Below are 14,308 nucleotides of genomic sequence, written 5' to 3'. Positions count from 1 at the left end.
AAGCTGCCAGCTTGTCAGGCGGTCCATTTCGGAGAGTGCTATGAGTCATCGCATCGTCCTGCCGCGCCTGATGGAAGTCGGCGCTGGCGCCAGCGGGCAACTCGCCCGCGTGTTGAAGGAGCTGGGCTGCAATCGCCCGCTGATCGTCACCGACCGCATGATGGTCGAGCTCGGCTATGTCGCACGCATCGCCGGCCAGCTGGAAGAGGCTGGCATCGCCAGTCAGTGCTTCCCCGATACCCTGCCCGAACCGACCGCTGCTTCGATTCGAGCGGGTGTGGAAATGGTCCGCGAAGGCGATTTCGATTCCATCGTCGCCCTCGGCGGCGGCAGCCCGATCGATTCGGCCAAGGCCATCGGCATACTCGGCAAGTTCGGCGGCGAGATGCGCGACTACCGCTTCCCGCGCGATGTCAGCGAAGCCGGCCTGCCGTTGATCGCCATCCCCACCACCGCCGGCACCGGCTCGGAGGCGACGCGCTTCACCATCATCACCGACGAGACCAGCGACGAGAAAATGCTCTGCGCGGGCCTTGGTTTCATGCCCATCGCCGCGCTGATCGACTACGAGCTGACCCTCTCGCTGCCGCCGCGGGTGACCGCCGACACCGGCATCGACGCACTGACCCACGCGATCGAGGCCTATGTCAGCCGCAAGGCCAGCCTCTACAGCGATGCCCAGGCGCTGGAAGCCATGCGACTGCTCGCGCCGAACCTGCGCGCGGCCTTCAATGAGCCTGGCAACCGTGCCGCCCGCGAGGCGATGATGCTCGGCGCGACCCTGGCCGGGATCGCCTTCTCCAACGCCTCGGTGGCGCTGGTGCATGGCATGAGCCGGCCGATCGGTGCCTTCTTCCATGTGCCGCATGGGTTGTCCAACGCCATGCTGCTGCCGGCGATCACCGCTTTCTCAATTCCCGCCGCGCCCGAGCGCTACGCCGACTGCGCGCGGGCGATGGGTGTTGCCGCGCAGACCGACAGCGTCGAGGTGGCGAACGACAAGCTGCTCGCCGAACTGCGCGCAATCAATCAGGAGCTGAAAGTGCCGAGCCCGGAACAGTTCGGCATCACCCGCGAACGCTTCTTCGAGCTGCGCGCGACCATGGCGCGTCAGGCGCTGGCCTCCGGCTCGCCGGGCAACAACCCGCGCGTGCCCACGGAAGCGGAAATCATCGACCTCTACGAAACCGTCTGGAACCAGGAGTGAAGCCATGCAGACCCTCGGCAATCTGATCAACAACGAGGCCGTCGCCGGCCGCTCCGAGCGCCACGCCACCGTCTACAACCCGGCCACTGGCGAGCCGCGGCTGTACGTTTCGCTGTCCTCGGCCGATGAAACCCGCGAGGCCATCGCCGCCGCCCAGGCCGCCTTCGAAGGCTGGTCGAAGACCCCGCCGCTGGTGCGCGCGCGGGTCATGTTCCGCTTCAATGAACTGCTCGAACGTCGCCGCGACGACGTCGCCCGGCTGATCACCAGCGAGCACGGCAAGGTCTTTTCCGACGCCCAGGGCGAAGTCACCCGCGGGCTGGAAGTGGTCGAGTTCGCCTGCGGCATCCCGCATCTGCTCAAGGGCGAGTTTTCTTCCAACGTCGGCCGCGACATCGATTCGAACTCGCTGATGCAGCCGCTCGGCGTTTGCGTCGGCATCACCCCGTTCAACTTCCCGGCGATGGTGCCGCTGTGGATGCTGCCGGTGGCCATCGCCTGCGGTAACACCTTCGTGCTCAAGCCCTCGGAAAAGGACCCGAGCGCGACCATGTTGCTCGGCGAGTTGCTGGCCGAAGCCGGGCTGCCGGCCGGCGTGCTGAACATCGTCAACGGCGACAAGGAAGCCGTGGACGTGCTGCTCACCGACGAGCGCGTGCAGTCGGTCAGCTTCGTCGGCTCGACGCCGATCGCCGAATACATCTATGCCACCGCCTCGGCACACGGCAAGCGCTGCCAGGCCCTGGGCGGCGCGAAAAACCACATGGTGGTGATGCCCGACGCCGATCCGCAGCAGGTGGTCAGCTCGCTGATGGGCGCGGCCTACGGCTCGGCCGGCGAGCGCTGCATGGCGATCTCCGTGGCGGTGTGCGTCGGTGACGAGGTGGCTGACAAGCTGGTCGAGATGCTCAAAGCTGAAATCAGCCAGATGCGTACCGGCCCGGGTCTGGGCGTCGAGCCCGAGCCGCACATGGGGCCACTGGTGACCCGCGAGCACCAGCAGAAGGTCAGCGGCTACATCGATCTGGGTGTGGAGGAGGGTGCAACGCTGATCTGCGACGGCCGCGGCATCCAGGTCGAGGGCCATGAGAACGGCTTCTATGTCGGCCCGACGCTGTTCGACCGGGTCACGCCGAGCATGCGCATCTACCGCGAGGAAATCTTCGGCCCGGTGCTGGCGGTGGTACGGGTGAAGGGCTTCGATGAGGCGCTGCAACTGATCAACGACCACGAGTTCGGCAACGGCACTTCGATCTTCACCCGTGACGGCGATACCGCGCGGCAGTTCGAGGAGAACGTCAAGGTCGGCATGGTTGGCGTCAACGTGCCGATTCCGGTGCCGATGGCCTTCCATTGCTTCGGCGGCTGGAAGCGCTCGGTGTTCGGCCCGCTGAACATGCACGGCCCGGATGGGGTGCGTTTCTTCACCCGGATGAAGACCGTCACCCGGCGCTGGCCCACCGGTATCCGTGCCGGCACCGAGTTCGCCATGCCGACCATGAAGTAGCCCGCGCGGTACCGTTGCACTGGCGGTGCCGGTCGCTACACTCCCGGGCGCCCTGTGGGGCGTCCATCTCATCGAACGACAAGGCAGACGATGCGCAGCACTCCCCGCGAGAAAGGCTCTTCCATCACCCGCGTGCTGGAAATCATCGAGGCGGTGGCGGCGGCGAAGGAGCCGCTCAGCCCGACCGCGCTGGCCGAGCGCCTGGACATCCCCAAGGCCAGCGCGCACCGGCTGGTGCAGACTCTGGAAAAGGAAGGCTTCCTGCAATTCGGCCTGCGCGGCGGGCTGCTGCCGGGCGAGCGCCTGCATGTCGCGGCGCTGAACATCCTGCGCAGCAGCCGGCACAAGGCGCTGCGCCAGGCGATCCTGCGCCAGCTCTCCGAAGCCATCGGCGAGACCTGCGGTCTGGCGATTCCGGACGGGCTGGACATGCTCTATTTCGATCGGGTGCAGACCAACTGGCCGCTGCAGATCAACCTGCCGATCGGCAGCCACACGCCGCTCTGGTGCACCGCCAGCGGCAAGCTCTATCTGGCCTCGCTGCCGCCAGAGCAGCTGGAGCGGGTGCTGCCGCGCCTGCCGCTGCAGCGCATGGCGCGCAACACCCTCACCGATCTCGGCGCGCTGCGCGATGACCTGGCCCGCGTACGCGAGGAACAGCTGGGAACCGACTGCGAGGAGTTCATCGACGGCATGGTCGCCTGTGCGGTGCCGGTGCGGGATGCCGACGGCGAGCTGCTGGCCTGCCTGTTCAGCCATGCGCCGGTGATTCGCTGCTCGATGGCGCAGCTGCTGGAGTTCGTGCCACGGCTGCGCGCCGCGGCGAGCGAGCTGGAAGCGGTGCTCGGCAGCGTGGCGGCGCTGGAGCCGCGCTGAGTCAGATCACGTAGAACAGAATGGCGATGAAGTGCAGCAGGCTGCCAACCATCACGAAGATGTGCCAGATGCCATGCCAGTGGCGGAAACGGTCGTCGAAGACGAAGAACACGATGCCCACCGTGTAGCAGATGCCGCCGGCCAGCAACCAGCTGAAACCGGCGCCACCGAGGGCGGCGAACAGCGGCTTGACCGCCACCAGCACGATCCAGCCCATCACCGCATAGATCACCAGTGACAGTACCCGCGCCTCGGAGCGCGGCTTGATTTCCTGCAGCATGCCGATCACGGCCAGGCCCCAGACGATGCCGAACAGCGTCCAGCCCCAGGCGCCGGCCAGGGTGACCAGGCAGAACGGCGTGTAGCTGCCGGCGATCAAGAGGTAGATCGACAGGTGATCGAGCTTGCGCATGACCACTTTCGCCCGCCCGCGCAGGCTGTGGTACAGCGTCGAGATGCTGTAGAGCAGGATCAGGCTGAGGCCGTAGATCGCCACGCTGACGATCTTCAGCGGCGAGCCGTCGAGTGCGGCGAGGACCAGCAGCCAGATCGCGCCGAGACACGCCAGCGCAGCACCGACCAGGTGCGTCCAGGCATTGAAGCGTTCGCCGTGGTACATCGAATCCCTCCAGAAACCGCGATCGGCCAAGCATGCCGCGGTTAGATGACGGGATACAAACCGGTGCTGAATGCCCCTCGAAAAGAAGGGCGTGGCGATCAGCGCTTGAGCATCGCCCGCATCGCCGCCAGGGCGTCGTTGCCGCGCGCGGCCTTGACCTCCACCGGCGCGTCTTCCTGGCCTTCCCAGACCAGGTCCTCCGGCGGTAGCTCGTCGAGGAAGCGGCTCGGCGTGCAGTCGATCACCTCGCCGTACTGCTTGCGCTTGGCGGCAAAGGTCAGCGCCAGGTTGCGCTTGGCACGGGTGATGCCGACATAGGCCAGGCGCCGCTCTTCCTCGATGGTGTCGGCCTCGATGCTGGAACGGTGCGGCAGGATTTCTTCCTCGAAGCCGATGATGTACACCGAGGGAAACTCCAGGCCCTTGGAGGCGTGCATGGTCATCATCTGCACACCCTCGGCACCTTCTTCCTCTTCCTGCTGCCGCTCGAGCATGTCGCGCAGCACCAGCTTGCCGATGGCGTCCTCGATGGTCATGTCGCCATCTTCGTCTTTATCCAGCGTGCTCTTCAACGCATCGACGAGAAACCAGACGTTGCCCATGCGCGCGTCGGCCACCTTGTCGCTGGAGGCGTTCTGCCTGAGCCAGTTTTCGTAGTCGATATCCATCACCATGCTGCGGATGGCGGCGATCGGCTCGTTGACCACGCATTGCTGGCGCACGTTGTCCATCCAGTGCTTGAAGCGCGATAGGCGCTCGGCGTAACGGCTGTCCAGATGCGCGCCGAGGCCGATCTCGTCGGACGCAGCGTACATCGAGATGCCCCGCTCGCTGGCGTAGTTGCCGAGCTTCTCCAGGGTGGTGGAGCCGATCTCGCGGCGCGGCACGTTGATCACCCGCAGGAAGGCGTTGTCGTCGTCCGGGTTGACCAAGAGGCGGAAGTAGCTCATCAGGTCCTTCACCTCCTGGCGGGCGAAGAAGCTGGTGCCGCCGGACAGGCGATAGGGAATCTGGTGGTGCTGCAGCTTCAGCTCCATCAGCTTGGCCTGGTAGTTGCCGCGGTAGAGGATGGCGAAGTCGCTGTAGGGGCGCTGAGTACGCAGGTGTTCGGTGAGGATTTCAAGCGCCACACGCTCGCACTCGGCGTCCTCGTTGCGCGTGCGGATCACGCGGATCTCGTCGCCATGGCCCATCTCTGACCACAGCTGCTTCTCGAACACGTGCGGGTTGTTGGCGATGAGGATGTTGGCGCACTTGAGGATGCGGCTGGTGGAGCGGTAGTTCTGCTCCAGCATCACCACCTTCAGCGACGGGTAATCCTCCTTCAGCAGCATCAGGTTTTCCGGACGCGCGCCACGCCAGGCATAGATCGACTGGTCGTCGTCGCCGACCACGGTGAACTGGTTGCGCATGCCCACCAGCAATTTGACCAGCAGGTACTGGCTGGCGTTGGTGTCCTGGTATTCGTCCACCAGCAGGTAGCGGATGCGGTTCTGCCATTTTTCCAGAATGTCGGCGTGCTCCTGGAAGAGCTTCACCGGCAGCAGGATCAGGTCGTTGAAGTCCACCGCGTTGTACGCCTTGAGCGTACGCTGGTAGTGCAGGTAGACGATGGCGGCGGTCTGCTCCTTGGGGTTGCGCGCGTTGGCCAGGGCCTCGTCGGGCAGGATCAGGTCGTTCTTCCAGCTGTCGATGTAATTCTTGATCTCGTCGGCGCCGTCATCGCCGGAATACTCCTTCTGCATGATGTCGGTGAGCAGCGCCTTGATATCGCCGTCATCGAAGATCGAGAAGCCGGGCTTGTAGCCCAGGCGTGCGTATTCCTTGCGGATGATGTTCATGCCCAGGTTGTGGAAGGTGGACACGGTCAGGCCGCGCGCCTCGGCGCCCTTGAGCAGGCTGCCGACGCGCTCCTTCATCTCGCGCGCGGCCTTGTTGGTGAAGGTCATGGCGACGATGTGGCGGGCCTGGATGCCGCAATGCTGCACCAGGTAGGCGATCTTGCGGGTGATCACGCTGGTCTTTCCGGAGCCGGCACCGGCGAGCACCAGAAGTGGGCCGCCGACGTAGTTCACGGCTTCCTGCTGCCGAGGGTTGAGTCGGGACATGGTGTTCAGGTCATTCGAAGCGGGGGCGGGAGTTTAACAGGCTGCCGCGCCGATGCTGGCCCGTTGCAGGTTCAATAAATCACCGATCGTCGCAGTTGGGGCTTGGCTGATCGAAATAATGGATTAGTCTTGTGCGCGCTGCAGGAGGCAGGGCGTTTGCATAGGGCTGTGCGGAAATCGGGCGTGTAGCGCCCGTCTTGCAAATCACCGAGTCCGGAGGCCGCTTGCCAGCGCCCGCTCAATCCATGCCGCTGTTGCTGTTGGCTGATCGACCCGAATGGGCCGAGCGCCTTCGCGCCTGCCTGCAGGGCTCGCATGGCAAGGAACGGCTGATCATTGCGGCGGATTGGGACACGGCCAGCGCGTATCTGGAAACGCCCTGCCTGCTGCTGGCGACACCGGAATGCCAGGCGCTCGCCGAACGCTTCCCCTGGCCGCTGATTCTGCTGCTCGACGACGAACCGACGCAGATGCCGGAAGGCGCGGTCGACTGGCTGGTGGGCGACCAGCTCAGTGCCGAGGTGTTGCGCCGCTGCCTGCGCTACGTGCGCGAGCGCTGCAACCTGCAGGGAACCTTGCAAAGGCTGGCCGAGCAGGACCCGCATACCGGCATCGTCAACCGCCAGGGCTTCCAGACGCTGCTGTTCGATGCCCTGGCCGAACATCAGGAACAGGACCTGGTGTTGGGCTATCTCGATCTCGACAACTTCCGCCACGTCAACGATGCCCTCGGCCACCAGGCCGGGGATCGCCTGATCCTGCAGGTGGTGGCGCGGCTCAAGGCGCAGCTGGAGGTCGGCGACATGCTGGCGCGGCTGGGCGGCGACGAATTCGCACTGCTGCTCGATACCCGCGACGATCCGGAGCGCGCCGTGGCGGTCGCCGATCGCATCGTCGAAGCACTGGCGGAGCCTTACTGGGTGGAGGGCGAGAGCCTGATGCTCGGCTGCAGCGTCGGACTGGCGCGTGCCAGCGAGGGGATCGACGCCGATCCGCTGCTCTGGCACGCGCAGATCGCCATGCGCCAGGCCAAGGCGGCCCAGGGCTGCACCTGGTGTTTCTACGATGAACAGGTCAGCCGCAGCGCGCGCAGCCTCGCCGATCAGGAAGGCGAGCTGCGCCGTGCGTTGCGTCGCGGTGAGCTGGAGCTGCACTACCAGCCGCGGCTGTGCCTGGAAAGCGGGCGCATCGTCGGACTAGAGGCACTGGTGCGCTGGCTGCACCCGGAAAGAGGGCTGCTAGGGCCGGAAGCCTTCATTCCCATGGCTGAGGAGAGCGGCCTGATCGTGCCGCTCGGCTACTGGGTGATCGCCCGCGCGCTGCGCGATCTGCAAAGCCTGCATGAGGGCGGCGCGGATTCACTGCACATGGCGATCAACCTGTCGTTCCGCCAGTTTCAGGACAGTCAGTTGCTGCCGACGCTCAACCGGCTGATCGACGAGCGCGGCATCGACCCGCACTGGCTGGAATTCGAACTCACCGAAACCGCGGTGATGCGCCGCAGCGAGCAGGTACAGAGCGCCATGCATGCGCTGGGCGAGCTCGGCGTGCGCTTTTCGCTGGACGATTTCGGCACCGGCTTCTCGTCGTTCGTGCACCTGTCCAGCCTGCCGATCACCCTGCTGAAGATCGACAAGAGCTTTGTCGCCGGCATGGTCGTGCGGCCCGAGAAGTCGCAGCTGGTGCAGGCGATGGTCGGCCTGGCGCACAACCTGGATCTGGATGTGGTGGCCGAGGGCGTCGAGACCACCGAGCAGCTCGAGCTGCTGCGCCAGTTCGGCGCGCAGCAGGTGCAGGGCTATCTGGTCAGCCAGCCGTTGCCGCTGGCCGAGTTGCTGCATTTCATGAGCGCCGAGCGACTGGCAGCCGGCCTGGCGCATTGATCGACCGCGTCCTGGCCGGCGCCAGGACGCAGCTCGGCTTCAGCGAACCATGTGCAGGAAGTGCATGTGCTTCTCGTACTGGCCGAGGATGTCACTGATGACGTCCTCGCGGCTCCAGCCCATCACGTCATAATCCTGGCCGCCTTCCTTGAGATGCACCTCGGCGCGGAAGTACTTGCGCTCCTCGCGCTCGTCGTCCTCGCTGGTGGCGACGAAACTCGGCATGGCGTAGGCCCGCGGGCGCACTTCGTAGATGAAGTCTGGCTCGCCTTCGTGGGTGATCTCGAAGCGCAAGCGACGATCGTCACCTTCGCTGATCTCCACCGCATAGCCCTGCTTGCGCATTTCCTCGGCGATGTCCTCGTAGGCCGGACGCACCACTTCGGTGATGAAGCGCACCACATGGGCGCGTCGCGGGAACAGCATTAGCGTACGCAGGCGACGTTGCCAGCCACCGGCACTGCGCGGTGCGCTGGGCGAGGTGCTCAGGGCCTGGTAGCGCAGCCCCTGCTTCGTGGCATCCAGGCGCAGCGCCTTGAGCAGACCCCACATCGAACAGAGCAGCGCGATGGTGAAGGGCAGGGCGCTGGCGATGGTCGCCGTCTGCAACGCGGTCAGGCCATCGGCGAGCAGCAGCGCGATGGCCACCCCGCCCATGGATGCGGCCCAGAAGATGCGTTGCCAGACCGGAGTGCCCTGCTGGCCGCCGGAGGCGAGCATGTCCACCACCAACGCGCCGGAGTCCGCCGAGGTGACGAAGAACACCACCACCATGATGATCGCGATCAGCGAGATGAAGCCCGAGAAGGGGAAGTGCTCGAGGAAGGCGAACAGGGCCAGCGAACTGTCCTGCTCGATGGCTTCACCGAGGCTGGAGACGTGTTCCCAGAGGATCATGTGGATCGCGGTGTCGCCGAACACGGTCATCCAAAGCAGGGTGAATGCGGTCGGCACCAGCAGCACGCCGGTGACGAATTCGCGAATCGTCCGGCCGCGCGAGATGCGCGCGATGAACAGGCCGACGAAGGGCGACCAGGCCAGCCACCAGCCCCAGTAGAACAGCGTCCAGCCGCCGATCCAGTCGTTCGGCTCGTAGGCATAGAGGTTGAAGGTCTTGTTGACGATATCCGACAGGTAGCTGCCGGTGTTCTGCACGAAAGTCTGCAGGATGAACACCGTCGGCCCTGCGATCAGCACCATCAGCAACAGCAGCGCCGCCAGCGTCAGGTTCAGCTCCGACAGCCGGCGCACGCCCTTGTCCAGGCCGGTGACCACCGAAATCGTCGCCAGCAGTGTGGTGGCGATGATCAGGCCGATCTGCACCGGCACCGATATCGGCAGGCCGTACAGGTGATTCAGCCCGGTGTTGATCTGGGTGACACCGAGGCCCAGCGAGGTGGCGACGCCTAGCACCGTGCCGATGATGGCGAAGATGTCCACGGCATGCCCGATCGGCCCATAGATGCGCTCGCCGATCAGCGGGTAGAGCGCCGAGCGCAGGGTGAGCGGCAGGCCGTGGCGGTAGGCGAAGTAGGCCAGGATCATCGCCACGATGGCGTAGATCGCCCAGGCATGCAGGCCCCAGTGGAAGAAGGTGATCTTCATCGCCTCATAGGCGGCAGCGCTGGTGCCGCCCTCGCCCACCGGCGGTGAGAGGAAGTGCATCACCGGTTCGGCGACGCCGAAGAACATCAGGCCGATGCCCATGCCGGCGGAGAACAGCATGGCGAACCAGGTCAGGGCGCTGTAATCCGGTTCGCTGTGATCCGGCCCGAGCTTGATGTCGCCGTAACGACTGAACGCCAGCAGCACCACCATGAGCAGGATGAGTGCAACGGCGAGGATGTAGAGCCAGCTGACGTTGGCGATGATCCAGGCCTGGGTATCGCCAAACAGCGTTTGCGCATGGCTCTGGAAAGCGACGCTGTAGATCACCAGCGCCAGGATGATGACCGCCGAGCCGTAGAAGACCGGGGCGTTGAGGTGAGACGACGAGGGCTGTTTTGCCTCCATGCTGCGCTCCTTCGGGTTGTTTCTGGGGAGTGGCCGCCTGTGGCGAAAGCCATCCAACTTAACACAGACCGCAAAGGATGCCCGTTGTCCGCAGCTGATCGACGCGCACCGAAGCCCGTGCTAGAGCAGGCTCAGCCTTGACTGCCGGGCCGGTACTGCAGGGCTTCGGCGAGGTGCTGGCGGCTGATTCGCCCGGCCTGTTCCAGATCGGCGAGGGTGCGCGCCACCTTGAGCAGGCGGTGCGCGGCGCGCAGCGACAGCGCCAGGCGTTCGCAGGCGCGCTCCAGCCAGGCCTGATCCTCGGTGCCGAGCTGGCAATGGCTGCGCAATCCGGCGAGGTCGAGGAAGGCGTTGGCGCAGCCCTGACGGGCGAGTTGCAGCTGTCGCGCCTGGGCTACCTGGGCGGCGAGTACGGCACTGCTCTGGCCCGTCTGCGGCGGAGCGTTGAGGGCCGTCGCCTCGCGCGCCACGGTCAAATGCAGGTCGATGCGGTCGAGCAGCGGGCCGGAGAGCTTGTTGCGATAGCGCTGGATCTGGTCCGGCGTGCAGCGGCAGCGCCCGTTGGGATCACCGAGGTAGCCACAGGGGCAGGGATTCATCGCCGCCACCAGCTGGAAACGCGCCGGAAAACGCACCTTGTCGCGGGCCCGAGCGATGACGATATGCCCCGACTCCAGTGGCTCACGCAAGACCTCGAGCACCTTGCGGTCGAACTCCGGCAGCTCGTCGAGAAACAGTACGCCCTGATGCGCCAGGGTGATCTCCCCTGGCTGCGGACGGCTGCCGCCACCGACCAGCGCCGGGCCGGATGCACTGTGATGGGGCTGCCGAAAGGGCCGTTGCGGCCAATGCTCGAGAGGGCTGTGACTGGCCACCGAATGGATGGCGGCGACTTCCAGCGCCTCCTGCTCGTCCAGCGGCGGCAAGAGACCGGGCAGGCGGCTGGCCAGGAGTGTCTTGCCGGTGCCCGGCGGGCCGGAAAACAGCAGGTTGTGCGCGCCAGCCGCGGCGATCAGCAGCCCGCGCTTGGCGGCCTGCTGACCTTGCACGTCGGCCAGGTCGGGGTAAGGCTGAGTCTGTCGTAGCAGGCCCTGGGCCACATAGGGTTCGAGCGGCGTGATGCCGTTGAAGTGCGCTGCGACCTCGAGCAAGTGCTCGGCGGCATAGACGGTGAGCCCCGAGGCCAGGCTGGCTTCCTCGGCGTTGGCCCGTGGCACCAGCAGCGCGCGCCCTGCCGCTCGAGCGGCGAGGGCAGCCGGCAGGACTCCCTGGACCGGGCGCAAGGCGCCGGACAGTGCCAGTTCGCCGAGGCATTCCAGGTTGTCGAGCCGCTCGGCCGGCAGCTGACCGCTGGCGGCGAGAATGCCCAGGGCAATGGACAGGTCGAAGCGGCCGCCGTCCTTTGGCAGGTCGGCGGGGGCGAGGTTGAGGGTGATGCGTCGAGCGGGAAAATCGAAGCCGGAGGTGAGAATGGCGCTGCGCACGCGATCCTTGCTTTCCTTGACCGCGGTTTCCGGCAGGCCGACCAGGGTCAGCGCCGGCAGGCCGTTGGCCAGATGAGCTTCGACGGTCACCGGCGGCGCTTCGACGCCAATCTGCGCGCGGCTATGAACTATGGCCAGGGACATCCGATCACTCCTTTGATCGTTTCGCCGGCCCGGTCTGTCAGGACGCGGGCGGCGTGAGCTTTTCTTCCAGTTCGGCAACCTTGGCTTCGAGCGCCTCCAGGCGCGCGCGGGTGCGGGCGAGCACCACCATCTGGCTGTCGAATTCGTCGCGGCTGACCACGTCGAGCTTGTTCAGTGCGCCCTGGACCACACCCTTGAGCTGGGCTTCGAACTCGCCACGCGGCAGCGGCGTCTCGCCGTTGAACAGGCGCGAGGCCTGGGAGCCGATGGCATCTAGGAAAGCTTTTGGCGGCAACATTGAAAACACCTGTGGTTGAACCGGGCGCAGTGTAGCACGGGCTTTTTCCGGTCTTTCTCAGGTGGCGTGCACAAAAAATGAGCAGCTGCTGGTGCATGCGCGCACCAATATTGTGCGTGTTCTGGACGCTACCGTCCGTCGGGCATCCATTCCATCCGTGCGCACCCCGTAAAAACGGGCATTGCGTAAAGCTGGCACTGATTCTGCTTTGTCCCCAGCGACGCATGCACCAACGGGTTGCGGTGCATCGGTGATTCGTGACGCTTTGTCGGAGAGGTTGGTGGTGTCGGACTGCGGACCGGCTACAGCCGGAGCGTTACAAGAGCCAGACACTGAGCTTAGACTTGAGCCGGGTTCGTACTTCTGGGGCAAGTCCACCTAAAACGGGAGAAGTTTTCATGAAACTAGTCACTGCCATCATCAAGCCGTTCAAGCTGGACGACGTGCGCGAGTCGCTGTCGGAAATTGGCGTACAGGGCATCACCGTAACCGAAGTCAAAGGCTTCGGTCGTCAGAAGGGCCACACCGAGCTGTATCGCGGTGCCGAATACGTCGTCGACTTCCTGCCGAAGGTAAAGATCGACGTGGCCATCGCCGACGATCAGCTTGATCGCGTCATCGAGGCCATCACCAAGGCGGCCAACACCGGCAAGATCGGCGACGGCAAGATCTTCGTGGTCAACCTGGAACAGGCCATCCGCATCCGTACCGGCGAAACCGATACCGACGCGATTTAAGCAGCACCTCCGAACCCCCACGCCCCAGGAGTAAAACCATGACTCTGCGAAAATTCGCAGGGCTAGGAGCCCTTTTGTCTCTGATAAGCCCAGGCCTGGCCCTGGCGCAGGAGGCAACGCTGGATTCAGGCGACACGGCATGGATGCTGACGGCCACTGCGCTGGTGCTGTTCATGACCATCCCTGGGCTGGCGCTGTTCTACGGCGGCATGGTCCGCTCGAAGAACATTCTCTCGGTGATGATGCAGTGCTTTGCGGTCACCGGCCTGATGAGCATCCTCTGGATGGTCTACGGCTACAGCCTCGCGTTCGACACCACCGGTATGGAAGCTGGGGTCACCAACTTCAATTCCTTCGTCGGCGGCCTGGACCGCGCCTTTCTCAGCGGTCTGACGCCCGACAGCCTGGTCGGCGCCTTCCCTGAAAGCATCTTCATCACCTTCCAGATGACCTTCGCCATCATCACCCCGGCACTCATCGTCGGCGCCTTCGCCGAACGCATGAAGTTCTCCGCGATGCTGGTGTTCATGGGCGTCTGGTTCACCCTGGTCTACGCGCCGATCGCGCACATGGTCTGGGGCGGCGACGGCGGCCTGATGTGGGATTGGGGGGTGCTCGACTTCGCTGGCGGCACCGTGGTGCACATCAACGCAGGTATCGCCGGACTGGTGGCCTGCCTGGTGCTGGGCAAGCGCAAGGGCTATCCGACCACGCCGATGGCGCCGCACAACCTGGGCCTGACCCTGGTCGGTGCCGCAATGCTCTGGGTCGGCTGGTTCGGCTTCAATGCGGGCTCGGCCATCGCCGCCAACGGTACGGCCGGCATGGCCATGCTGGTCACGCAGATCGCTACTGCCGCCGCGGCGCTGGGCTGGATGTTCGCCGAGTGGATCGGCCACGGCAAACCCAGCGCGCTGGGCATCGCCTCCGGCGTGGTTGCCGGTCTGGTCGCCATCACGCCGGCTGCCGGCACAGTGGGCCCGATGGGCGCTCTGGTCATCGGCCTGGTATCCGGAGTGGTCTGCTTCTTCTGCGCCACCAGCCTGAAACGCAAGCTCGGCTACGACGATTCGCTGGACGCCTTCGGTGTGCACGGCATCGGCGGCATCGTCGGTGCGCTGCTCACCGGCATCTTCGCGGCACCTATGCTGGGTGGCTTCGGCGAAGTGGAGAACATCGGCCTGCAGCTGTGGATTCAGTTCAAGGGCGTGCTGTTCACCGTGGTGTACACCGGCATCGTCACCTACCTGATCCTCAAGGCGATCGATCTGGTGATGGGCCTGCGGGTGAACGAGGAGCAGGAGACCATCGGCCTCGACCTCAGCCTGCATAACGAGCGTGGCTACAACCTGTAATCCATTCAGGGCACCCCGGAGCCAACCCCGGGGCCAATCCGAAAAGCGGCACCGGCCATCGACGCGGCATGCGATGG

General features: G+C 65.2%; 11 protein-coding genes. 6 read left to right on the top strand and 5 right to left on the bottom strand.

Going from position 1 to position 14,308, the window contains the following annotated elements:
• Positions 1–40 precede the first annotated feature (40 nt).
• The 3 genes from LW136_RS19780 (at position 41) to LW136_RS19770 (ending at position 3,590) form a co-directional block, all read left to right on the top strand.
• Entirely contained in the window at positions 41–1,207 is a 1,167-nt protein-coding gene (locus tag LW136_RS19780; RefSeq protein ID WP_234173785.1) for an iron-containing alcohol dehydrogenase, read from the top strand.
• Between the two features lie 4 nt (positions 1,208–1,211).
• Positions 1,212–2,714: a CoA-acylating methylmalonate-semialdehyde dehydrogenase gene (locus tag LW136_RS19775; RefSeq protein WP_234173782.1), complete on the top strand. Its 1,503-nt coding sequence runs from the start codon at positions 1,212–1,214 to the stop codon at positions 2,712–2,714.
• Positions 2,715–2,804: 90 nt separating this feature from the next.
• Positions 2,805–3,590, top strand: a complete 786-nt coding sequence (locus tag LW136_RS19770; protein ID WP_234173779.1) for an IclR family transcriptional regulator — start codon at positions 2,805–2,807, stop codon at positions 3,588–3,590.
• 1 nt (position 3,591) lies between these two features.
• Here LW136_RS19770 and trhA read toward each other — a convergent pair whose 3' ends face one another.
• Positions 3,592–4,209, bottom strand: a complete 618-nt coding sequence (gene trhA, locus LW136_RS19765; protein WP_234173777.1) for a PAQR family membrane homeostasis protein TrhA — start codon at positions 4,207–4,209, stop codon at positions 3,592–3,594.
• Between the two features lie 98 nt (positions 4,210–4,307).
• Positions 4,308–6,317, bottom strand: a complete 2,010-nt coding sequence (gene rep / locus LW136_RS19760) for a DNA helicase Rep (protein ID WP_234173775.1) — start codon at positions 6,315–6,317, stop codon at positions 4,308–4,310.
• Between the two features lie 245 nt (positions 6,318–6,562).
• On the opposite strand from rep, the gene LW136_RS19755 reads away from it, so the two are divergent.
• Positions 6,563–8,200: a putative bifunctional diguanylate cyclase/phosphodiesterase gene (locus tag LW136_RS19755; RefSeq protein ID WP_234175290.1), complete on the top strand. Its 1,638-nt coding sequence runs from the start codon at positions 6,563–6,565 to the stop codon at positions 8,198–8,200.
• Between the two features lie 39 nt (positions 8,201–8,239).
• Here LW136_RS19755 and LW136_RS19750 read toward each other — a convergent pair whose 3' ends face one another.
• The 3 genes from LW136_RS19750 to LW136_RS19740 all read right to left on the bottom strand — a co-directional run bounded on the left by LW136_RS19750 (position 8,240) and on the right by LW136_RS19740 (position 12,139).
• The gene (locus LW136_RS19750; protein WP_234173772.1) at positions 8,240–10,213 is read right to left on the bottom strand and encodes a BCCT family transporter; all 1,974 of its coding nucleotides are present in this window, start codon (positions 10,211–10,213) and stop codon (positions 8,240–8,242) included.
• Positions 10,214–10,344: 131 nt separating this feature from the next.
• On the bottom strand, positions 10,345–11,841 hold the full coding sequence (locus LW136_RS19745) for a YifB family Mg chelatase-like AAA ATPase (protein WP_234173770.1): 1,497 nt from the start codon (positions 11,839–11,841) through the stop codon (positions 10,345–10,347).
• Between the two features lie 37 nt (positions 11,842–11,878).
• Positions 11,879–12,139 (bottom strand): accessory factor UbiK family protein, encoded by a 261-nt coding sequence (locus LW136_RS19740; RefSeq protein ID WP_013981620.1) that lies wholly within the window; start codon positions 12,137–12,139, stop codon positions 11,879–11,881.
• 398 nt (positions 12,140–12,537) lie between these two features.
• Between LW136_RS19740 and glnK the strand changes: the two genes are divergently transcribed.
• Together glnK and LW136_RS19730 are read left to right on the top strand one after the other, a co-directional pair.
• Positions 12,538–12,876, top strand: coding sequence for a P-II family nitrogen regulator (glnK, locus tag LW136_RS19735; RefSeq protein ID WP_003096476.1), 339 nt, complete (start codon positions 12,538–12,540; stop codon positions 12,874–12,876).
• A gap of 38 nt (positions 12,877–12,914) precedes the next feature.
• Entirely contained in the window at positions 12,915–14,231 is a 1,317-nt protein-coding gene (locus LW136_RS19730) for an ammonium transporter (RefSeq protein ID WP_046618355.1), read from the top strand.
• Positions 14,232–14,308 lie beyond the last annotated feature (77 nt).

Source organism: Stutzerimonas kunmingensis (genome assembly GCF_021432085.1).
Taxonomy (GTDB): Bacteria; Pseudomonadota; Gammaproteobacteria; order Pseudomonadales; family Pseudomonadaceae; genus Stutzerimonas.
The sequence above is the reverse complement of the archived record's forward strand: the minus strand, read 5'-3'. Positions and strand labels throughout refer to the sequence as shown.